We start from the raw sequence: 22,385 nt of genomic DNA on the forward strand, positions 1-22,385 counted from the left end.
TTAAAACGGTAAATATAATGGCTGTTTACCACCAGGCTTCCACCTGCACACCAAAGTTCCAGGTATTATTTTTGGTGCCATCTTCAAAGGATTTACCATCTTCAGAGTCATTTAAATAAGAGGCGAAGAGGCGCAGCTCCGGGCGCGACATAAAATCGGAACCGTCGGCAAGACCCAGCGCGACAGTGTACTTCTCGCCGCTCTGCTTATAGTTGGTGCCGTTTTTGTAATTATCCTTCTGGTAAAAGCCGCCCACTTCACCAATCAGACGCACATATTCGGTGAACTGATACTGCGCACGACCCACCAGCGACACCAGACGGGATTTGTCGGTAAAGGCAGTGGTGTCTTCGGCTGCGCCATAGGTCAACACATGGTTAAAGGAGAAACGGTCGGTAATTGGGATCAGCCCGGTGTTGATCACGCGATAGCCGGTAGCGTCGTTGACATAGTTCCACATGTCGTACCAGCCGCCGCCCTGCGACACCATATTCTGCGCCAGCCCTTTGTTGGCGTACTGCAACACCAGCTTGTTATAGCCGCCAAGCATATCCTGGCTGATTTCACCGGTCAGCATCACGCCATCATCCGCGTCATACAACCCGCCGTAGGCCTTCTGCTTTTTGGTGGGATTCGGCATGGCGTAATCAATGCCAAACTCCGTCCACGCGCCCGCCCACGGTTTCCAGCCGGCATAACGCAAGTCGAGATAGTTGATATTGACGTCATTGTCGTTATCAACGCGGTAATCCACGTCATTGGCATCGCCGCGAATCCACGCAAAAGAGACGGCGCCCGGCCCGAAGGTGTAGTTTTCGATCCCCGCGCCGGAGCCGGAGATATTCCAGTATTTGGTATCGATAATGTGCAGATCGTGGCGCTGATAGTAGCGTTTACCGCCCCAGATCACCGCATTGGGATCGTTGGGGATCAGCCCTTTGATCTGCAGGTTCAGCTGGCGTAAGCCGAACTGCGCATCGTCACCGATGGTGGTTTCATTATCGTTGGAGCCATCCGACACCATGCTGACCATGCTGTCGAGGTAAAAGCTGACGTCATCTTTTTTGTAGACTTCCGAGCCCAGCTCAAGCTCGCCGTAGGTGTCGGATTCATTGCCCAGACGACCAATCTTATTTTTCTGCCACTCCACCTGGCCGCCGTCGCCCGACACGCCCACGCCGCCGCGCAGGTAGCCGTGAAAATCGATGGGTACCGAGGTGGCCGCCATCAGCGAGGTTGAGGTCAGCGCAGCGGCTAACGCAAGAGAGAGTGTGCGTAGTGGAGTCTTCATCGTGTTCCTCTTATTGTTTTGTATTACGTTCACATAATCGCAGTCATAAAATGCTTAAATGTAAAAACAGGCAAACTGAGGATCTGAAATGTGTGATTAAGTGCAAATAAATCAGCGATTTTTGTTACAGGTGGAGAATTCGTTCACATTTATGCGTATTGTGAGCGTGATACTTATTGGCGGCTGAAGCGGCGAGGAAATGAGCGGTGAGCGTTTTTTTTGATCTGCCCTGTTACAATTGGCGCATAACAACATAAGGAACCGGACCATGAAGTCTAAAAGCGCGACGTTGGAAGACGTTGCCCGCCATGCGGGTGTCTCCTATCAGACCGTGTCCAGGGTACTCAATAAATCTGCCAATGTATCCGAAGCCACGCGTCTCAAGGTTGAGAAAGCGATAGAGTTGCTGCGTTATGTGCCGAATCGGCTGGCGCAACAGCTGGTCGGTAAGCAGAGCCAGACCCTTGGGTTGGTCACCACTTCTCTGGCACTGCATGCCCCTTCTCAGGTGGCGGCGGCGGTAAAACGCTATGCCAATCTCGACGGCTACCAGGTGCTGATCTCAATGATTGATGAGAACGTCAATCATGATATCCAGTCGGCGATTAACGAACTGAAGTCGCAGCTGGTTGATAAGGTGATCATTAACGTGCCGCTGGAGACCGATGAAGCCCAGCGTATTGCGGCTGACAATGATGATATTGTCTGCCTGTTTCTCGACGTTGATCCTTATAGCTCGGTGTTTAATGTTTCGTTTAACCCGGCGGACGGTACCCGTGCGAGCGTCAAACATCTCTATGATTTAGGCCATCGCGATATCGCGCTGTTGGCGGGGCCTGAAAGCTCCGTGTCGGCAAAACTGCGGCTGAAAAGTTGGGTGGATACCCTTGATAGCTACGGCCTGAAACCGGTGAAAGTATTTCACGGCAACTGGGATGCCCAGAGCGGTTACGCAGGCGCACTACAGATGCTGCGCGAAACGCCGAATTTTACCGCCGTTCTGGTCGGGAACGATCAGATGGCGCTTGGCGTGCTGAGCGCGTTTCATCAACATCAGATCGCCATTCCCGGCGAGAAATCGGTGATCGGTTACGACGACACCTATGAAAGCTCCTTCTTCCACCCGTCGTTAACCACCGTTTCTCTGGATCTTGATTTGCAGGGCAAAGAGGCGGTGCGTCGCCTGCTCGACAGCGGCCACGGCGACGCCGCCCGTAGTTCATCCGTGCTGCCTGCGCGGCTGATTGTGCGTCACTCTACCGGCGCATTGCAGGAGCAGGGCGCTAACCTGCAAGAGATAGCCCAGCAATTGCAGGTTATTGCGCATAAGTTGATGAAATAACGATTTCATTCCTGGCATTTATTTGCCCGATGGCGCTGACGCTTATCGGGCCTACGCACCAGGCGCCACAGCATGAGGACCAATTGATGACGATTGCACAGCAGCTTGAACAAAGGGGTATCGAAAAAGGTCTCGCAAAAGGCATTGAGCAGGGTATTGAACAAGGCATTGAGCGAGGGATCGAACAAGGCATTGAACTCGGCGAGCAGCGCGGTATCGAGAAGGGGCGCAAAGAAGAGGCGTTCCGCATCGCCCGGACGATGCTGCAAAACGGCCTCGATCGCAGCACGGTGATTAGCATGACCGGGCTTACCGAAGCGGAGCTGGAGCAGATTCGCCACTGACTGCACGGGCAAATGCGCATTTACACCGTCAACTATCAGGATTAAGCTACTGAACAGTTTCACCACAATTTATTGATGTTATGACTCGGGGTGCCCTTCTGCGTGAAGGCTGAGAAATACCCGTACCACCTGATCTGGATAATGCCAGCGTAGGTGGCCAAGATTTTGTTTATTATTCATGAGATTATGTTTCTTTTTGTCTGTGTGTAATGCACCTAAGGTAAAAAAAGAGCATGATCATGAGGTACAAAACTCTGTCATACACGTTTCAACGAAACGGTAATTACTATCTACAAATCCGGCTTTCAAATGGCAGGATGTATAAAAAATCACTCCTTACTGATAGCTATCATCAAGCCTCAGCTTTGATGATTAACATCACTCCGCACATCCCATTTGTTAAATCATTAGCAACTCCGACTCCCATGTTTGACGCGTTTATCCCAAACCTGATCGTGTCAGAACGTAGGACTGTGACACTTCCGCTGTTATCCAGTCTGCCGCTTGTTGTATCCCCTAAAATTGGGGAGCCACCGGCACAAGTTGAGCCGGAAAACGCATTAACTCTCTCTGATGCTTAGGCTATGTACAAAGCCGAAAAGGGGGGAGTTGGACTAAATCGATCTTAATGGCAAATGAACGTTACATTGAAGTATTGCTTATAGTGTTGGGGGAAAATACGGACGTAACTGCGATCACCAAACAGGACATTAGACAGGTGATGGAAGTTGTTGAGAACCTCCCTAAGCGCGTTGTACAGCCTTATCGATCAATGACCATCCAGCAACTGATAGAATGTGATGATGTGCCACCGGATGATCTCGTGGGTGTTGAAGCTATTCATAAGCACCTCAAAATCTACAAATCCTTGTTAAAAAGTTTTCTCACTGAAAGCAAAGACGTTTTGCAGAAGTCCCCAACTGATGGAGTAGTAGCAGCACCTTCAAAAGCGAGGTTCGGTGCTTACAGCACAGCAGAGATGAAAAAGTTTGTGGGGTGGGCGCTAAAACAGCCTGACAACTGGCAAAAGTGGATCACATTGCTGTTGGCATACACCAGAGCCAGAAGAGGCGAGACTGCCAAACTGGAGAAGTCACAGATAAAATTCGATGAAGACAGCCAACGGCATTACTTCCTGATTGCAGAGGGGGGCGGGGAAAAGTGAAAACGCTACCAGACAAGTAGTGATCCACTCGAAATTGAGCGAATGGGGATTTATGGACTACGTTGATCGCCAATGGAAGGAGCGGATTTTCTTAGAGGTTGCAGGAACGAACATGACGAAGATAGGAAAAATGTTTTCAGATCTCCGTGATCAGCTTGGTATTGCGTATCTCGATGATTACGGGCAAAGACGACTTTTGCACAGTATTCGTCATCCTGTTTGCTCCACTGCAATGGCTGGATGGGTAAAGAACATTCTGCATCTACAACAAACGGTTGGTCACGAGAAAAATGGCGGGATTACTAAACGCTATTTACATACATTCCCACTGCAAAGCATTTGCTATGTGATCGATGGTTTAAACTGGGAATAATAAATTTTGGTTATGTGCTTGTATTTATTTTTTTTTCATGGATGATGATTTATCTGTAGGCTTCTAATTTATGGGGTTTGAGGTGTTACTAAATAAATTAACCGTTGAAAAATTCCATTCGATAATGGAAAGTATTCTCGAGCGATTAGAGAAAGATGACTATCTCTCATGGGATTTTATCAATCGGTTATCTAAAAATGGATGGGTTCCCCCATTAGCTTTTGATTGTTATGATTACTTTCAATGCCCGTCATCAGAATTATCAGATAAAGAAATTGAATTAGGGTTCATGAGTTTTTTTGAACTTAATTTTGAAAGCGTATTTTTCAAAATAATAAATCTTGAAGAGGAACAAAATCCTTTTATCCACAAGATGTTATTAGAGGTAATTCAAGCATACAGGCAAGGATTTTATCAAATCTGTATTCCTTCATTGTTTGCAATACTTGAAAGGTATTTGGCTGATCTTTCAAATGATGGTGACTTAAGTAATGTGAAGTATGGTATGGGTTTGGCTCGAAAAGTTTGGATTGAAAAAGATAAGAACGGTCAATTTATTGAAACTGATGGTGAAATTCCTTACCAGTTTGTGCAGAGTTGCTATTTAATTAAACAATTCTTAGATAAGTATTTTATGAGGATTGATTTTGAAAGTTTTGATTCGTTAAATAGGCACGCATTTGCCCATGGAAGACAACAATATTATGCAACTCGCGTTGATGCTGTAAAATTAATTTTTGTTATTACAAACATTATTAGTATGTATTATGAAATTGAGTTCATTACTTCTGAGGAATAATAATAAATGGTTAATTCAGTTGTAACAAATAAAAAAGGGAAAGGGATTTTTAAACGAGATGAATGGATTAAAGAGTCAAAAAGTCTTTATCTGTCTGCAAAGTTACTACGTAGTCAAGGAGATGAGAGTAAAAGAAAATTCTCTGATGCTAATAAAAATGATAAGACTATTTATGAATTGATAGGCATAGCGACTGCAACAGATAAAAGCAGTCGTCTTTTATTAGGTTATGCTTTTGAATTGCTATTGAAATCAGCAGTTTTACTTATGAACTATGGCGCTACTGAAAATACAATCTCTCAAAAATTTAAGTTTTACAGCCATGATTTACTATCTATGATTAAAGATTTAGAACTATCTCTATCAAATTATGATTTGAATTTATTGGAGCTTTTGTCTCAAGACATAGTACAACAAGCCAGGTATCCAATAGGAATTATAAAAGATGAGCTTTATTTAAAAACGATTAATGAAAGAAATGCTAACCTAGCAAATAATAAGTTGTTCAATGAAATGATTTCCTTATACGATAAAATAAAGTCAATGGTGGTGAAGTTAGATAATGATGTGGAGAATTGTGCTCATTTCAATTCATTAACTTTTAAAGATCTATCATTTTTTATGAGAGGCGGTGGAGGGTTAAATGCTCGTTGCATCGTAATTTATTCCTCTGATTACCCTCAAGAGAAAAAAACAAAGTCTTATTTAAAAAGCATTCTTGACCGAAACCGAATTGGGATAATGCGCTGGTATACAGTTTATTGGGATGAATACAACTTTTTTGAAGATACAGGTAAAAAACTAATTCCACTGAAAGATTAATTCGGTTTGTTAGGTAATAGTAATTTCTATGGCTAAATCGACTAAAAAGCGAATTAGTATTCATTGTCAAAAGGTGCGTGTGTATTTGCAGTGTTCGGACGGTCTGATTGTCACTATCTCTGTATAATTGGCATTGTTGTAAACGCAAATCTTCGCGTTGTCTGTCTCCCGTTCGTCTGTCAAAGCTAATGTGATCCCTGCGTGGGCCAGGGCTGGCTGAATCGCCACGGGTTCAACAGACACCTCCGACTCATTTAAGATGACTTAAAGAGAGGTGCACATGAGCGGTACGCGTTATCCCTAAGAGTTTAAAATTGAAGCAGTCAAACAGGTTGTTGATCGTGGTTATTCTGTTTCCAGCGTTGCGACACGTCTTGATATCACCACCCACAGCCTTTACGCCTGGATAAAGAAGTACGGTCCGGATTCTTCCACTCAGAAAGAACAGTCAGATGCTCAGGCCGAGATCCGCCGTCTCCAGAACGAGCTGAAGCGGGTTACCGAAGAACGGGACATATTAAAGCCGCGGCGTACTTCGCAAAGCTGTCCGACTGAGGTACGCCTTTATCCGTGACAACACCCGTTGCTGACCTGTTCGCCTGCTCTGTCGGGTGCTGGATGTTCATCCCAGTGGTTTTTATGCCTGGCTTCAGCAGTCGCATTCACAACGCCATCAGGCAGATCTGAGACTGACGGGACAGATTAAACTGTTCTGGCTGGAATCGGGATGCGTCTATGGTTATCGCAAGATCCATCTGGATCTGCGGGACAGCGGGTAACAGTGCGGAGTCAACAGAGTCTGGCGACTGATGAAACGTGTCGGGATGAAGGCTCAGGTCGGCTACCGGAGTCCGCGGGCACGTAAAGGCGAGGTCAGTATCGTGTCGCCCAACAGGCTCCGGCGACAGTTCAATCCGGATGCTCCGGATGAGCGTTGGGTAACGGACATAACTTACATCAGGACCCACGAAGGCTGGCTGTATCTTGCCGTGGTTGTTGATCTGTTCTCACGCAAAATTATCGGCTGGTCCTTGCAATCCCGGATGACAAACGACATTGTCCTGAACGCACTGCTGATGGCTGTATGGCGGCGTAATCCCCAAAAACAGGTGCTGGTTCATTCGGACCAGGGCAGTCAGTACACAAGCCATGAGTGGCAATCATTCCTGAAATCACACAGCCTGGAGGGCAGCATGAGCCGTCGCGGTAACTGCCACAATAATGCGGTCGCAGAAAGCTTTTTCCAGTTGCTGAAACGCGAACGGATAAAGAAAAAGATCTACGGAACGCGGGAAGAAGCCCGCAGTGATATTTTTGATTACATCGAAATGTTTTATAACAGTAAGCGTCGACATGGTTCGAGCGATCAGATGTCACCGACAGAATATGAAAACCAGTATTATCACCGACTCAGAAGTGTCTAGATTATCCGTGGCGATTCACATTAATTTCCAGGCAAGAGCTTCACAGGCCAGCTTTATGCAATCGCTCACGTTGTCTACTTTGAGCGGTCAATCATCAACGGATGGCTAACTTGTGTTGTCGCATAGAGGCTATGCTAAAATGTCGGTGCTGAATTTAAATTGAAGGAATCTAAATTGAACTTTGATGATTTGTCTTCCGAAGAACTTGACCAGCATGTTATGGAGCGCCTTGTATTTGCAGAAGAGGAATTATCTCCGATTTTGAAGGGGCATCTATTTATTGAAAAAGTTCTTGAGACATTAATTTCAAGGAACCTTGTTGAGCCTAAGGCATTTTTCAGATCTACCCGTTCTTATGATTTAAAAGTAGATTTGGCTTTTGCTATGGGCTTACTCAATAATAAATACTACTCTGCATTCAAAGCGATAAACAAGGTGAGAAATAATTATGCGCATAAACATGATTACAAAGTAACTCTTGAAGAATTGAATGCTTTCAAATTTGATTGGGTTGAAGTTCAGAACAAAGCATTCGCTGTAGCATATGAGAAAAGTATTGGCGAGGGTGCAAGTATTGCCACAATGTTTTTATGTTGGAAAGCAATACATCTGCTCGATAAACAAGAAGATTAAAAAGGGGCTTGCGCCCCTTTTTTCATTTACGCCCTTTGTTGGACTGAGCCAGAACAGAGGCGGCAAGTTCTTTGGTCAATTCGCTTGAGCGAGGGTTGTTAAGGGCAGCAGATGCTTTATGTTCCATTGCACCGCTTGTTTGGTGCGAAGAACCCTTTTGAGCCAGTGCTGAACCAGCAAGGCTCTTTTGGATTCCAGATGCGTTAGGGTTGTTCAAGGTTTGTGCTGCTACTGATGCGACTTTGCTTGATGTTTGCTTTGAGTTATTAGCCATTCTTAACACCTATTCAGGAAGTGAATTGTTGTACATGTTGTATCTTTTTTATGAATAAACACAACATGTAGTGTTGATGCTAATTCTCACCGCTTCGCTTTGCAATAATGAAAACACAGTTTACTGGTTAAATTTACAGTTGATAAATTGTGCGGTATTTTATGCTGCTAAAGTGACTTCGTTTACGTGATTCATAGGTGTTAACACTGGTTTTGTTGATTGGTATTTGATCAATGGTTGTGAATTTAGTGGGGTACAAACTGAGGTACAAGGTGGGGGACAGCGTGAAGACGCGATAACCGGAAGGGCGGGCTTGCGTTAGCAACCCACTTACCCTAAGCTGGCAAAAAGTAAAGAGATTCAATCTATATGACTCGGGGTGCCCTTCTGCGTGAAGGCTGAGAAATACCCGTACCACCTGATCTGGATAATGCCAGCGTAGGGAAGTCAGATGCCTGCCCGGCATCCCTTCTTCACGCCGGGCAGGAGCAAAAAAGATGCAACCTGACCTGCTTGATCCTGTGCACTCTGCACACGCGTTACAACAACTCCGTACACTCTCTCCCCTGGTTCACTGTATGACGAATGACGTCGTACAAACCTTTACCGCCAACGTGTTGCTCTCGCTCGGCGCCTCACCAGCTATGGTAATCGATCGTGAAGAGGCGCAGCAGTTCAGCGCCATCGCTGATGCCTTGCTTATTAATGTCGGCACGCTGACGCGCGAACGCGCTGAGGCAATGCACGCCGCAATTGAGAGCGCCAACCGCGCGCAAACGCCCTGGACGCTCGACCCTGTTGCCGTTGGCGCGCTCGCGTTTCGCACCGTTTTCTGCCAGCAACTCCTCTCCCTGCGACCGGCCGCTATCCGTGGCAACGCCTCTGAAATCCTCGCCCTTGCCGGAATGCCGGGCGGCGGGCGCGGCGTCGACACCACCGACAGCGCGCTGGCAGCATTACCCGCGGCGAAGCAGCTGGCACAACAGACCGGTGCGGTGGTCGCCGTCACCGGCGAGATTGATTACATCACCAATGGTAGAGAAACCCTGAGCGTCAGCGGCGGCGATCCGTTGATGACGCGCGTGGTTGGCACCGGCTGCGCGCTCTCAGCCGTGGTGGCCGCCTGTTGCGCGTTGCCCGGCGAGCGACTGCTCAATGTCGCCTCGGCCTGCCGGATCATGAAGCTGGCGGGCAGCCGCGCGGTGAAGCAGAGCGCGGGCCCTGGCAGTTTCGTCCCCGCCTTTCTTGATGCGCTGGCGGCAAACGGGGAGGGGGTGTAATGAAACGGATTAATGCCTTAACCATTGCTGGCACCGACCCCAGCGGCGGGGCGGGGATCCAGGCGGATTTAAAAACGTTCTCGGCGCTGGGGGCTTATGGCTGTTCGGTGATCACCGCGCTGGTGGCGCAAAATACCCGTGGCGTGCAGTCGGTGTACCGAATTGAGCCTGATTTTGTTGCCGCCCAGCTGGACTCCGTGCTGAGCGATGTGCGCATCGACACCACCAAAATCGGCATGCTGGCGGAAACCGATATTGTGGAAGCGGTGGCAGAGCGTTTACGGCATTACCGGGTGCGCAATGTGGTGCTGGATACGGTAATGCTGGCGAAAAGCGGCGATCCGCTGTTATCCCCTGCGGCGGTCGCCGCCCTGCGCCAGCATTTACTGCCGCAGGTTTCCCTTATCACGCCCAATCTGCCGGAAGCGGCGGCGCTGTTAGATGCGCCCCATGCGCGCAGCGAGCGCGAGATGCATGAGCAGGGCAAGGCCCTGTTAGCGCTCGGTTGTGAAGCGGTATTGATGAAGGGCGGTCATCTGGAGGACGCCGAAAGCCCCGACTGGCTCTTTACTCGCGATGGCGCGCAGCGCTTCACTACCGCGCGGATTGTGACAAAAAATACTCACGGCACAGGCTGCACGCTCTCGGCGGCGCTGGCTGCGCTGCGACCGCGCCATACCGGCTGGGCTGAAACGGTTGCAGAGGCGAAAACGTGGCTGACCGCTGCGCTGGCACAGGCCGATACGCTTGAAGTGGGAGAGGGTATCGGCCCGGTTCACCACTTCCATCACTGGTGGTAAATCAGAAACCGAAACGTGCCAGCAGAATAAGCTGAAAAAATGCCGGGCGGTGGACATTCTGACGCCAGAGTACCAGGCTTAGTTTGCCCATCGCCAGGCAAGGTGGGTAAGGACAATCCAATTCGCGAAGCGCAAGCTTACGGGAGCATTGTAATGACTGATATTGTGCAGTTACTTGGCAAAGACGCCGACAGCCTTCTGCAACACCGTTGCATGACCATTCCTGCCGACCAGCTCTATCTGCCCGGACACGACTACGTCGACCGCGTGATGATCGACAACAACCGCCCGCCTGCGGTGTTGCGAAATATGCAGACCCTTTACAACCACGGGCGGCTGGCAGGCACGGGGTATCTCTCCATTTTGCCGGTCGATCAGGGGATTGAGCACTCGGCAGGCGCGTCGTTTGCCGCCAATCCGCTCTACTTTGACCCGAAAAATATCGTCGAGCTGGCGATTGAAGCAGGCTGTAACTGTGTGGCATCAACTTACGGCGTGCTGGCTTCGGTCTCTCGCCGTTATGCCCACCGCATTCCGTTCCTCGTGAAACTCAACCATAACGAAACCCTCAGCTACCCGACCACCTATGACCAGACCTACTACGCCAGCGTTGAGCAGGCGTTCAATATGGGTGCGGTAGCGGTCGGTGCGACTATCTACTTTGGCTCGCCGGAATCCCGTCGGCAGATTGAAGAGATCTCCACCGCCTTTGAGCGCGCTCACGAACTGGGCATGGTGACGGTACTGTGGGCCTATCTGCGCAACTCCGCGTTTAAGAAAGATGGTGTCGATTACCATGTTTCAGCGGATCTCACCGGCCAGGCAAACCACATTGCTGCCACCATCGGCGCGGATATCGTGAAGCAGAAGATGGCGGAGAATAACGGCGGCTATAACGCGGTGAAATTCGGCTATACCGATGAGCGCGTCTACAGCAAGCTCACCAGCGACAACCCGATCGATCTGGTGCGCTACCAGTTAGCCAACTGCTATATGGGTCGCGCCGGGCTTATCAACTCCGGTGGTGCTTCCGGCGGCGAGGCGGATCTCACCGAGGCGGTACGCACGGCGGTGATCAACAAACGTGCCGGCGGCATGGGGTTGATCCTCGGGCGTAAAGCGTTCAAGAAAACGATGGCCGACGGCGTGAAGCTGATTAATGCCGTGCAGGATGTCTATCTCGACGAGAAGATCACCATCGCCTGATCGCTGTTGTTGCCCCTTTCCGCCAGGAAGGGGGCTTTATCTCTCCTGCGCATCTTTCCCCCACGGACTCCGATCACATTTCCGTAACCTTTTGTGAAAAGTATCACGCATCCTTGTGCGCATGCCCAAAAAATGGTCGCTGCTTAGCGCTATTTGTCCGAGGATGTGACCAGGTTTTGTGCATATATTTTGTTCTGAAACAGCTTTTCAAAACTCAAGGATACGGAATGAAAATTGAATCTGTAAACGTCACCGTCTTTCAGCACCCCACGCGACGGGTCTCTGACAGCGCCGGGCACTCCCATCCCGGGCCGGAGACGCAGGCGAAGATGGCGATGTTAACCATCACCGCAGACGACGGCAGCACCGGTTACTCATTCGCCCCGCCGGAAGTAGTGCGTCCGTTTGTGCTCACCGCATTCTTCCGCAAAGTGATGGTCGGCCAGGATCCCTTTAACCGTGAGCGCATCTGGCAGGATCTGGTGCACTGGCAGCGCGGTAGCGCGCATCAGCTGACCGAACGCGCGCTCTCGTTTGTTGAGCAGGCGCTGTGGGATTTGATTGGCCGCAAGCTCAATATGCCGGTCTATAAACTGCTCGGCGGCTACCGCGATAAAGTCCCGGCGTACGGCAGCACCATGTGCGGCGACGATCTCGAAGGCGGTCTCTCCACGCCGGAAGAGTACGCGGCTTTTGCCGAAACGCTGGTGGCGCGCGGTTATAAGGCGATCAAGCTGCACACCTGGATGCCGCCGGTGAAGTTTGCCCCGAACCCGAAAATGGATATCAAAGCCTGCGCCGCGGTGCGTGAAGCGGTCGGGCCCGATATCGATCTGATGATTGATGGCTACCACTGGTACAGCCGCACCGAAGCGCTGTGGATTGGCAAAGAGCTGGAGAAGCTGAACTTCGCCTGGTTTGAAGAGCCGATGGAGGAGGAGAGCATGTCCTCTTACGCCTGGCTGGCGGAGAATTTATCGATCCCGATTATCGGCCCGGAGAGTCTTGGTGGAAAACACCATAGCCGCGCTGACTGGGTGAAAGCGGGCGCCTGCGACATCCTGCGCGCCGGTGCAAACGGTGTGGGCGGCATTTCGCCGACGCTAAAAGTGGCGAACCTCGCCGAATCCTTCGGCATGGATTGCGAAGTGCACGGCAACGGTGCGGCGAGCCTTGCGGTTATCGGTGCGATCCGCAACTGCCGCTGGTATGAGCGCGGCCTGCTGCACCCGTTCCTCGACTACGACCAGCCTGCCGCCTATCTCAACAGCATCGTCGACCCGATGGATGACGAGGGCTTTGTGCATCTGCCGCAGCGCCCGGGACTCGGGAAAGATATCAACTTTGCCTTTATCGAAGCCAACACCGTCAGCCACGACTGAACAATAAAAAATACCCGGGAGCACTGACTTTCGGGACGCGTGGGCCGGTTTGTGTGCTTGTCACCGCCGGCAAAACGTACCCTACAGGCGACAGATAGATGAAAAAAAACTCCCTCGCGGGCGCGTGCATACTCGCGCTCTCGTTGATGGTGGGCAGCGGCGCGGCAGAGGCAAAAACGCCGCCCGATCAGCTCATCATCGGCATGAACATGAACAACCTGCTGACCCTCGATCCGGCGGCGATGACCGGCAATGAAGTGGTCGGTATCGTGGTCAATCTCTACGACTCGCTGGTGGAACTGGACCCTAACGAGCTGACTAACGTAAAACCAGCGCTGGCGAAAAGCTGGAGCGTCAGCCCGGATGGCAAAAGCCTGACCTTTCATCTGCGCGACGACGTGAAATTTCACTCCGGCAACCCTTTAACCGCAGAGGATGTGGTCTGGTCGATGCGCAGGCTGTTGCACCTTAACCTCGCGCAGGCCTCGGTGTGGAAATCCTACGGTTTCAGCAAAAAGAATATCGACCAGCAGATCAGCGCCCCGGATGCCTACACGGTAAAAATCACCCTGCCGAAAGCCAACGACCCGCAGCTGGTGCTCTACTCCCTCGGCGCGCTGGGCAACCTGGGCGTACTCGACAGCAAAACCGTGCAGCAGCATGCGGTGAATAACGACTGGGGCAACCGCTGGCTGACCACCAATGAAGCGGGCTCCGGGCCGTTTATGCTCGAGACCTGGCAGGCGAAAGATGTGCTGCGCATGAAGCGTAACCCGCACTACTGGCGCGAAGAGCCAAAGCTGAGCCGCGTGGTGCTGCGCCATTTCCAGGAGTCGCAAACCCTGCGCCTGATGCTGGCGAAAGGGGATCTCGATATTGCCAACAACATGGCGGTATCGGATATCAATGCGCTGCGAAAAGACCCCAATGTTACCGTCGAGGCGGTGCAGAAGGGCACGGTCTACTACGTGGCGATGAGCGTGAAAGAGCCGCACTTCGCCAATGCAAAAGTGCGCGAAGCGGTGCGCTACCTGATTGATTACCAGGGCATCAATAACGCGCTGATGCCGGGCTACGGCGTGCTGCATCAGCGGCCGATCAAAGCGGGAATGCCCTCAACGCTGCCGGACCCCGGCTACCGGCTCGATATTCCGCGCGCCAAAAAGCTGCTGGCGGAAGCGGGCTACCCGCAGGGCTTTGACACCACGCTGCGCGTGCTGGCGGATCAGCCGTTTCTCAATATCGCCATTGCCGTGCAGTCGACGCTGATGCAGGCCGGGATCAACGCCAAAATTATTACCGGCACCGGTAACCAGATCTACGGCGCGATGCGCGAGCGTAAGTTCGACATGCTGGTCGGGCGCGGCGGCAGCGGCGTTGAGCCGCACCCGCACTCCAGCCTGCGTGCGCTGGTTTATAACCCCGATAACAGCGATGAAGCCCGGCTGACCAACTTCCAGGGCTGGCGCACCAGTTTCTACGATAAACAGCTCAACGAGATGATCGACCAGGCGTTGCTGGAGCGCGATCCGAACAAACAGAAGGCGGATTATCAGCAAATTCAGGTGCGTTATGACCAGTTGATCCCGGCGCTGATCCCGCTGTCGCAAATGGTCGATTCGGTAGTGGTGCGCAATGAGGTGAAAAACTTCCAGTCGCATCCATCGGCAACCACCTTTCTGCGTGAGGTCTACAAACGCGACGGCGCTGAAGGAGAGAAACCATGAGTATGCTACTGCTTGCCCGCGGCTCGCGGGCCCGGCGGGTCTCGACGCGCCTCACCCAGGTGGCGATCACCCTGTTCGGATTGCTGTTGCTGACCTTCTTTATTGGCCGCGTGATGCCGGTCGATCCGGTGCTGGCGATTGTCGGTCCCGATGCCGATCACAGCACTTATCAGCAGGTTTACCACCAGCTTGGCTTTGATCAGTCCCTGATGACGCAGTTTGGTATCTACCTCAACAACCTGCTGCACGGCAATTTGGGCAATGCGCTGCTGACCGGCAAACCGGTGCTGGACGATATTCTGCGCGTCTTCCCGGCAACGCTGGAGCTGGCGACCTTCGCCATTATTGTCGGTGCCGGCCTGGGCATTCCCCTTGGCGTGCTGGCGGCAGCCCGGCGCAACAGCGTGGCCGATTACGTGGTGCGCATCATCAGCCTTGCCGGTTACTCCACGCCGATTTTCTGGGTCGGCATGATGGGGCTGCTGCTGTTTTACGCCTGGCTCGGCTGGGTTGGCGGTGCCGGGCGGCTCGATCTGGGGCTCGATGGCCTGGTGCCGCGTCGCACCGGCTTGATTACCGTTGATGCGCTGCTGGCGGGCAATGGCCAGGTATTCTGGAACGCGCTCAACCATCTGGTGCTGCCCGCTTCGCTGCTCGGCTTTCACTCGCTGGCCTACATCAGCCGCATGACGCGCAGCTTTATGCTGGCGCAGCTCTCGCAAGAGTTCATCATCACCGCGCGGGTCAAAGGGCTGACCGAGCGGCAGGTTATCTGGAATCACGCTTTTCGCAATATTCTTGTTCAGCTGTTAACGGTGGTGGCGCTGGCCTACGGCTCGCTGCTCGAAGGAGCGGTGTTGATTGAAACGGTCTTCTCCTGGCCCGGTTTCGGCTCCTATCTCACCGGCAGCCTGCTGCTCGGCGATATGAATGCGGTGATGGGCTGCGTGCTGCTGGTGGGGGTGATCTTCGTGCTGCTGAACCTGCTCTCCGACATGCTTTATCAACTCTTTGATCCGAGGACGAAATCATGACGGTCTCATTTGATTCGCCTGTTTCAGCCGCCCGCCGCGAGCGCAGCCAGCGCATCAGGCGTGGCTTTGGGCGCACGGCGGGGTTTATTGGCAAAATGGCGCGTAACCCGCTCACCGCTATCGGCGGCAGTATTATCCTGCTGCTGCTGATTGTGGCGATCTTCGCGCCGCTGATTGCCCCTTACCACCCGCTGGTGATGGATCTCAACAATGCCCTGAGCGCGCCGAGTGCCGCCCACTGGTTCGGCACCGATGAGTTCGGGCGCGATATCTTCAGCCGCCTGGTCTATGGCTCGCGCATTACGCTCTATATCGTGCTGCTGGTCTCCGTCACCGTCGGCCCGCTCGGCCTGCTGCTCGGTGTTACCGCCGGTTACTTTGGCGGCAAAGTCGATATGGTGCTGATGCGCGTCACCGATATCTTTATCTCCTTTCCGAGCCTGGTGCTGGCGCTGGCGTTTGTCGCCGCCCTCGGCCCCGGCCTTGAGCATGTGGTGATCGCCATTACGCTCACCGCCTGGCCGCCGATTGCGCGGCTGGCACGGGCGGAAACCCTGTCGCTGCGCCAGGCCGATTTTATCTCAGCGGTGCGTTTGCAGGGCGCTTCGCCGGTGCGCGTGCTGTGGCGACACATTGTGCCGCTCTGCCTGCCGTCGGTGATTATCCGTATCACCATGAATATGGCGGGCATCATTCTCACCGCCGCCGGGCTTGGGTTTCTCGGCCTCGGCGCGCAGCCGCCTGATCCGGAGTGGGGCGCGATGATCTCCAGCGGGCGCACCTACATGATGGAGTGCTGGTGGGTAGTGACCATTCCGGGGCTGGCGATTTTGATCAACAGCCTGGCGTTTAACTTCTTAGGAGACGGCTTACGTGACATCCTCGATCCCCGCAGCGAATAACTCGCCGCTTCTCGATGTGCGCAACCTGCACGTCGATTTCGTCAACGCAGGTGCGGTCACCCACGCGGTGCGCGGCGTCTCTTTTACCCTCGGTCAGGAGAAGCTGGCGATTGTCGGCGAATCCGGCTCCGGTAAATCCACCGTCGGGCGGGCGCTGCTGCGCCTGCACCCGGCGAAAGCGCGGATCACCGCCGAGCGTATGCAGTTTGGCGATATCGATCTGCAACAGCTTACCGAGGCGCAGATGCGCCAGGTGCGCGGTAAACGTATCTCGATGATTATGCAGGACCCGAAGTACTCCCTGAACCCGGTGGTGTGCGTCGGCGACCAGATTGCCGAAGCCTGGCTGACTCACCATCCGGGGCAGAAAAAGGCGGCGAAAGCCAAAGTGCTGGAGATGCTCGATGTGGTGCGCATTCGCCAGCCGGAGCGGGTCTATCATCTTTATCCTCACGAGATTTCCGGCGGGCAGGGGCAGCGCATCATGATCGCCATGATGCTGATCACCGACCCGGAGCTGGTGATTGCCGATGAACCGACCTCCGCACTGGATGTGTCGGTGCGTTTGCAGGTGCTGGGGCTACTGGACGATCTGGTTAAATCGCGCGGGCTGGGGCTGATTTTTATCAGCCACGATATCAACCTGGTGCGCAGCTTCTGCGATCGCGTGCTGGTGATGTATGCCGGGCGCGTGGTGGAATCTATCGCCGCTAAAGATCTTGATAATGCGCAGCACCCCTATACGCAGGGGTTGATTCACGCCCTGCCGGAGATCCATAACCGCCGCCCGGTGCTGCCGGTGTTGCAGCGTCAGGCCAGCTGGCTGGGCGAGTGAGGAGAGCCATATGATTACTGTAAATCACCTGAACCTGACGTTTGGCGAAGGGGAGAAGCGCAACCAGGTGTTGAGCGATGTGACGTTTGCCGTGCAGCCGGGGGAGATTTATGGCCTGGTGGGCGAGTCGGGTTCGGGTAAAACCACGGTGCTGAAATGCCTGGCGGGGCTGTTTACCCACTGGGAGGGCGAGCTGGCGATTAACGGTCAGCGGCTGGAGAAGCGCCTCAGCCGGCCGCGCTGTCGGCTGGTGCAGATGGTGTTTCAGGACCCTTATGGTTCGCTGCATCCGCGCCATACCATCGGCGATATTCTCGAAGAGCCGTTGCAAATCCACGGTATTAACGATCGCGATCGGCGCATCAACACGCTGCTGGATAAAGTCGGCTTAAGCCGCGCCTTTCGCGAGCGCTATCCGCATCAGCTCTCCGGCGGACAGCGTCAGCGTGTGGCGATTGCCCGGGCGCTGATTCTCGAGCCGCGCGTGCTGCTGCTCGATGAGCCGACCTCGGCGCTGGATGTCTCGGTGCAGGCGGAGATCCTCAACCTGCTGGCGGCGCTGCATCAGGAGTCGCAGTTAACCTATTTGATGGTGACGCACGATCTGGGGGTGATTGCCCATCTCTGCCAGAAAGTGGCGGTGATGCAGCATGGGAAAATCCTTGAAACCTTAACGGTGGATGCGCTGGTCAGCGGCGCGGCGCAAACGGATTATACGCGGATGCTGGTGAATGCCAGCCAGCAATATAGCCGCGAGATGGCGCGCGAGGTAGCGGCGTATTGATCACCGGTATATAGCCGCTGGAACGGCGTAGGCCTGATAAGCGTAGCGCCATCAGGCATTATCACCGCGGCACCATTGCCGGATGGCGGCTAAGCCTTATCCGGCCTACGGGTACAGGGTTGCTGAAACGGCGTAGGCCGGATAAGCGTTTTACTCGCCATCCGGCATTGGCGGCGGCATGTTGCCTTGGTGGAAGGGTTCCGTTCACCAGGTGTGCGGCGAAATATTTTTATCACCGGTGCGGTGAACGGGACAAGGGGAGCGGCCGCGCTCCCCTTGTCAATCCCCGCGGCCCCGCGAGGAAATCGGTGCTGCGCACTGCGCTCACCTCCCGCGTGCCTGACTGCGGCCGGCTCGACTCGACATCCTGTCTCGGTTCGCCTCTGTCCGCCATCCATGGCGTCCAGACCTTGTCATTCCCGCTTCGGTTCGTCGATTTCAGCGGGGACACAACCCCGTCGCTGTCATATTGCAGATAAAAACAAAGTCGGTGTCGCTGAAAGCACGTTTTTGTAGGCCGGATAAGGCGTAGCCGCCATCCGGCAATCGGTGCCGCGGAGAGAATGCCGGATGGCGCGTACCGCTTATCCGGCCTACGAGATGCTATCGCAATAACGGGCAATCCGGCGGCAGGCGGCACTGCAACGCATTGGGGAGCACTTCCATGCGGAAATGCTCGCCGCGCAGCGGTTCGCCGTCGAGGTTAAAGGTCATTTCATGGGGAGCAGTGATCTCAAACCACGCCGAGTGACCGTCGATAATATGCGGATTATCCTCCTCCTGCTGGGTCAGCGTAGTGAAGAGGGCAGGGATAATCTCATCCCCGGTAAAAATCCGCAGCTGCAACTGCCCATCATTAATCAGCGCCTCCGGGCAGAGCTGCTGGCCGCCGCCAGCCTGGCGACCATTGCCAATACCGATCACCAGCGCATCTCCCTCCCAGTGAAAATCCTCGCCGCGAATCACACAATGGTCAGATTTCAGCATATCCATGCGCATCAGGCCGTGGATCAGATAGGAGACACCGCCGAGCGCGGCTTTCAGTTTTTCCGGCGTTTCGCTGGTAATGCGCGTTCCAAAACCGCCCGTCGCCATATTGATAAAACAGGTCTCGTTGTTCACTTTCGCAATATCAATCGGCACTGCTTTACCGACAATCGCCAGCTGTAGCGCCTTATCCAGCGCTTCCGGGATGGCAGTACTGGTGGCGAAATCATTGGCGGTACCAAGGGGCAGAATACCCAGCACCGGTTTACTCTCTCCCGGGCAGTTAACCAGCGCGGTCGCCACTTCATTGATGGTGCCATCGCCACCGCCAGCAATCACCGTCGCGACGCCAAGCTGCTGCGCTTCTGCCACATAACGTGCGGCATCGCCTTTTTCCCAGGTGACGCGCACCTGAATATCCATACCCTCATCGCGCAGCAAATTTATCGCTTCGCGCAGCGGCTCGTCACCGGCGCTTTTGCCGTTAAGGATCAATAAGCTTGTGGGAAATGTACTCATTCTCTTCGTCCTGACAAAAAATCCATGACGAAAGTGTATCTCAGGAAAAGCGAAGGCGTGGAAAAAGCAGATAAAGGGAGAAAAAAATAAGCCTGCGTAAGGGAGATTACGCAGGCTAAGGAGGTGGTTCCTGGTACAGCCAGCATTTATGGGTTATGTTTTTTCAGCGGAGTGCATAATAACCGCATTAAACGTGGCGGTGTGTGATCCGATTCTAAGAATCTTCGCAGCGTAAAAATAACCCCGCTAAATTACTTTCCGTGCGGGTTTCTGGTTGTCTGACCAGTGAAATTGCGCATCAACAGCGCGTACTCCAGAGGCATATCCTGGGGAACCGGCAGCCACACGGTATAACCATCTCCCGGCGCCACAGACATCGCTTCGCCTTTGCCGCTCTCCATCTGCTCCAGCGTAAAGTTGACGTTGCCCTGCGGCGTCATCAATTCAAGGCTGTCGCCAACGGAGAACTTATTTTTCACCCGCACCGCCGCGAGATCGCCTTTGCGCTCGCCGGTGAACTCGCCGACAAACTGCTGGCGCTCAGAGAGCGAGTAGCCGTAGTCGTAATTCTGGTAATCATCATGGGTATGACGGCGCAGGAACCCTTCGGTATAGCCGCGATGCGCCAGCCCTTCCAGCGTCTCCAGCAGTGAAGTATCGAACGGTTTGCCCGCTGCGGCATCGTCAATCGCTTTGCGGTAGACCTGCGCGGTGCGCGCGCAGTAGTAGAAGGATTTGGTGCGGCCTTCGATTTTCAGCGAGTGCACGCCCATCTGCGTCAGGCGCTCAACGTGGGCAATCGCGCGCAGATCTTTGGAGTTCATGATGTAGGTGCCGTGCTCATCTTCAAAGGCGGTCATATACTCGCCCGGACGCTGCGCCTCCTCAATCATAAACACCTTATCGGTCGGCGCACCAACGCCGAGGGTCGGCTCAACGTTCTGTACCGGGATTGGCTCGTGAACGTGCACGATGTTACCGACCGCGTCCTCTTTCCCTTCCTGGACGTTATACTCCCAGCGGCAGGCGTTGGTGCAGGTGCCCTGGTTCGGATCGCGTTTGTTGATATAGCCCGACAGCAGGCAGCGGCCGGAGTAGGCCATGCACAGCGCGCCATGAACGAAGATCTCCAGCTCCATCTCCGGCACCTGGGCGCGGATTTCGGCAATCTCTTCCAGCGACAGTTCGCGGGAGAGGATCACGCGCGTCAGCCCCATCTGTTGCCAGAACTTCACCGTCGCCCAGTTGACGGCATTCGCCTGCACCGAAAGGTGAATTGGCATCTGCGGGAAGTGTTCACGAACCATCATGATAAGCCCCGGATCGGACATAATCAGCGCATCCGGCCCCATCTCCACCACCGGTTGCAGATCGCGGATAAAGGTTTTCAGCTTGGCGTTATGCGGCGCGATATTCACCACCACGTAGAACTGCTTACCCAGCGCGTGGGCTTCGTTAATGCCGATCTGCAGATTTTCGTGGTTGAATTCGTTATTACGCACGCGCAGCGAGTAGCGCGGCTGGCCTGCGTAAACGGCATCCGCGCCGTAAGCGAAAGCGTAACGCATATTTTTCAGCGTTCCCGCCGGGGAGAGAAGTTCCGGTTTAAACATGATGATCTCATTCTGATGACAGGTCAGATCGCCCCATTCTCATGGGGCGGCAGGGGAGTTCCCCTGAATTTAGGGCGGGAATTGTAGCGCTGCGCGCCGGGGGAGTAAACCGGCGTCTCAGTCGACGCGCAGATAGGTACCGTCGGCGCTGACGTTATGACCAAAAGCGCAGTTGTCGATGTTGTCGGTTTTCATAGCGAGACTTTTTCCATCCGGCGAAAGCGCCAGCGAAATCTTACAGGTAGTGCCTAAATCCGAAATGACGATATCGCCTTTACCCTCTTTCAGCGTCACTTTTTCACTGAACTCGCCGATATTCGGCCCGGAGTAGAGCCCCATCAGACCGTAGTAGGCACCTTCCCAGTCAGCTTTATAAGTGTCGTTGCCCTGCGATGTCAGCTTGAGGGTCTGGAAACCACTGCGTCCGGAATATTGCCAGTACTCACCGGCAGGGGAGGTCGGCTTCGGCAGCGCGTCAAGTTTGTCCTGGATGCGCGACAGGTTATATTTCGACTTCTCGTCATCCGGCATGATGGTCAGCCACGCCTGCGCTTTGCGGTATTCGCCCTGGCGGATCCAGGTCAGCGCGACGTTATTGTAGGCGGTGGCGATCAGCACATCATTGGGATCATTCTTGCCAAACTCGCACTGCTCAAGCCACGCTGCCTGCTGCTCAAAGGCTTCACGCGCTTTCGGGTAGTTTTTCGCGCTGTAGAAGGTCTCGCCCTGTTTTGCATAGCTGCTGATTTTTGCGCAGTCAGCCTTCATTTGCGCTTCGGTAATCTCTGCCTGGCACCCGAAGGCCGCGAATATCAGCGCCAGCGCGCCGTAGGTATATTTCCTCACCAT

Annotated in this window: 18 protein-coding genes, 3 pseudogenes and 2 riboswitches; of the genes and pseudogenes, 16 read left to right on the plus strand and 5 right to left on the minus strand. The window is 53.5% G+C overall.

Annotated elements, in window-relative coordinates; genetic code table 11:
- Positions 1-25: 25 nt before the first annotated feature.
- Entirely contained in the window at positions 26-1,291 is a 1,266-nt protein-coding gene (locus tag EH164_RS07805) for a maltoporin (protein ID WP_124967839.1), read from the minus strand.
- 268 nt (positions 1,292-1,559) lie between these two features.
- Here EH164_RS07805 and EH164_RS07810 point away from each other — a divergent pair, with 268 nt between their 5' ends.
- The 7 genes and pseudogenes from EH164_RS07810 (at position 1,560) to EH164_RS07840 (ending at position 8,193) form a co-directional block, all read left to right on the plus strand.
- Positions 1,560-2,633 (plus strand): LacI family DNA-binding transcriptional regulator, encoded by a 1,074-nt coding sequence (locus EH164_RS07810; RefSeq protein ID WP_124967840.1) that lies wholly within the window; start codon positions 1,560-1,562, stop codon positions 2,631-2,633.
- 59 nt (positions 2,634-2,692) lie between these two features.
- Positions 2,693-2,977, plus strand: a pseudogene (locus EH164_RS07815) (ISNCY family transposase); the annotation flags it as partial.
- A gap of 76 nt (positions 2,978-3,053) precedes the next feature.
- Positions 3,054-3,149: riboswitch (TPP riboswitch) on the plus strand.
- Positions 3,150-3,216: 67 nt separating this feature from the next.
- Positions 3,217-4,515 (plus strand): annotated as a pseudogene (locus EH164_RS07820) (integrase).
- Positions 4,516-4,597: 82 nt separating this feature from the next.
- A complete protein-coding gene (locus EH164_RS07825) occupies positions 4,598-5,314 on the plus strand; it encodes a hypothetical protein (RefSeq protein WP_124967841.1) in 717 nt (238 codons plus the stop codon).
- 6 nt (positions 5,315-5,320) lie between these two features.
- Entirely contained in the window at positions 5,321-6,136 is an 816-nt protein-coding gene (locus EH164_RS07830) for a hypothetical protein (protein ID WP_124967842.1), read from the plus strand.
- A 313-nt stretch (positions 6,137-6,449) separates the two neighbouring features.
- A pseudogene (locus EH164_RS07835) lies at positions 6,450-7,560 on the plus strand (IS3 family transposase).
- Positions 7,561-7,734: 174 nt separating this feature from the next.
- Positions 7,735-8,193, plus strand: coding sequence for a hypothetical protein (locus EH164_RS07840; RefSeq protein ID WP_124967843.1), 459 nt, complete (start codon positions 7,735-7,737; stop codon positions 8,191-8,193).
- Positions 8,194-8,215: 22 nt separating this feature from the next.
- Here EH164_RS07840 and EH164_RS07845 read toward each other — a convergent pair whose 3' ends face one another.
- Positions 8,216-8,467, minus strand: a complete 252-nt coding sequence (locus EH164_RS07845) for a hypothetical protein (protein ID WP_124967844.1) — start codon at positions 8,465-8,467, stop codon at positions 8,216-8,218.
- Between the two features lie 365 nt (positions 8,468-8,832).
- Positions 8,833-8,929, plus strand: a riboswitch (TPP riboswitch).
- A 35-nt stretch (positions 8,930-8,964) separates the two neighbouring features.
- On the opposite strand from EH164_RS07845, the gene thiM reads away from it, so the two are divergent.
- The 9 genes from thiM to EH164_RS07890 all read left to right on the plus strand — a co-directional run bounded on the left by thiM (position 8,965) and on the right by EH164_RS07890 (position 18,417).
- Positions 8,965-9,747, plus strand: a complete 783-nt coding sequence (thiM, locus tag EH164_RS07850; protein ID WP_124967845.1) for a hydroxyethylthiazole kinase — start codon at positions 8,965-8,967, stop codon at positions 9,745-9,747.
- Positions 9,747-10,547 (plus strand): bifunctional hydroxymethylpyrimidine kinase/phosphomethylpyrimidine kinase, encoded by an 801-nt coding sequence (gene thiD / locus EH164_RS07855; RefSeq protein ID WP_124967846.1) that lies wholly within the window; start codon positions 9,747-9,749, stop codon positions 10,545-10,547. Before thiM ends, thiD begins: the two co-directional genes overlap by 1 nt.
- A gap of 153 nt (positions 10,548-10,700) precedes the next feature.
- A complete protein-coding gene (gene fbaB / locus EH164_RS07860) occupies positions 10,701-11,753 on the plus strand; it encodes a class I fructose-bisphosphate aldolase (RefSeq protein WP_023478565.1) in 1,053 nt (350 codons plus the stop codon).
- Positions 11,754-11,980: 227 nt separating this feature from the next.
- Positions 11,981-13,135 carry a mandelate racemase family protein gene (locus EH164_RS07865; protein WP_124967847.1) on the plus strand — a complete coding sequence of 385 codons (1,155 nt, stop codon included), beginning with the start codon at positions 11,981-11,983 and terminating at the stop codon, positions 13,133-13,135.
- A 98-nt stretch (positions 13,136-13,233) separates the two neighbouring features.
- Positions 13,234-14,862, plus strand: a complete 1,629-nt coding sequence (locus EH164_RS07870) for an ABC transporter substrate-binding protein (protein WP_124967848.1) — start codon at positions 13,234-13,236, stop codon at positions 14,860-14,862.
- A complete protein-coding gene (locus EH164_RS07875) occupies positions 14,859-15,896 on the plus strand; it encodes an ABC transporter permease (protein ID WP_124967849.1) in 1,038 nt (345 codons plus the stop codon). The genes EH164_RS07870 and EH164_RS07875 overlap by 4 nt, the downstream gene beginning before the upstream one ends.
- Entirely contained in the window at positions 15,893-16,798 is a 906-nt protein-coding gene (locus EH164_RS07880) for an ABC transporter permease (RefSeq protein WP_124967850.1), read from the plus strand. The genes EH164_RS07875 and EH164_RS07880 overlap by 4 nt, the downstream gene beginning before the upstream one ends.
- Positions 16,770-17,633: an ABC transporter ATP-binding protein gene (locus EH164_RS07885; protein WP_124967851.1), complete on the plus strand. Its 864-nt coding sequence runs from the start codon at positions 16,770-16,772 to the stop codon at positions 17,631-17,633. Before EH164_RS07880 ends, EH164_RS07885 begins: the two co-directional genes overlap by 29 nt.
- 10 nt (positions 17,634-17,643) lie before the next feature.
- Positions 17,644-18,417 carry an ABC transporter ATP-binding protein gene (locus EH164_RS07890; protein WP_124967852.1) on the plus strand — a complete coding sequence of 258 codons (774 nt, stop codon included), beginning with the start codon at positions 17,644-17,646 and terminating at the stop codon, positions 18,415-18,417.
- Between the two features lie 603 nt (positions 18,418-19,020).
- On the opposite strand, the gene yegS is transcribed toward EH164_RS07890, so the two are convergent.
- The 3 genes from yegS to EH164_RS07905 all read right to left on the minus strand — a co-directional run bounded on the left by yegS (position 19,021) and on the right by EH164_RS07905 (position 22,385).
- Positions 19,021-19,923 (minus strand): lipid kinase YegS, encoded by a 903-nt coding sequence (gene yegS / locus EH164_RS07895; protein ID WP_124967853.1) that lies wholly within the window; start codon positions 19,921-19,923, stop codon positions 19,021-19,023.
- 251 nt (positions 19,924-20,174) lie between these two features.
- Positions 20,175-21,536 (minus strand): tRNA 5-hydroxyuridine modification protein YegQ, encoded by a 1,362-nt coding sequence (gene yegQ / locus EH164_RS07900; RefSeq protein ID WP_023479137.1) that lies wholly within the window; start codon positions 21,534-21,536, stop codon positions 20,175-20,177.
- A 117-nt stretch (positions 21,537-21,653) separates the two neighbouring features.
- Complete coding sequence (locus tag EH164_RS07905) at positions 21,654-22,385, minus strand: tetratricopeptide repeat protein (protein ID WP_206430698.1); 732 nt, start codon at positions 22,383-22,385, stop codon at positions 21,654-21,656.

Origin of the sequence: Kosakonia sp. CCTCC M2018092, from assembly GCF_003864115.1 — a bacterium.
Lineage (GTDB): Bacteria > Pseudomonadota > Gammaproteobacteria > Enterobacterales > Enterobacteriaceae > Kosakonia > Kosakonia cowanii.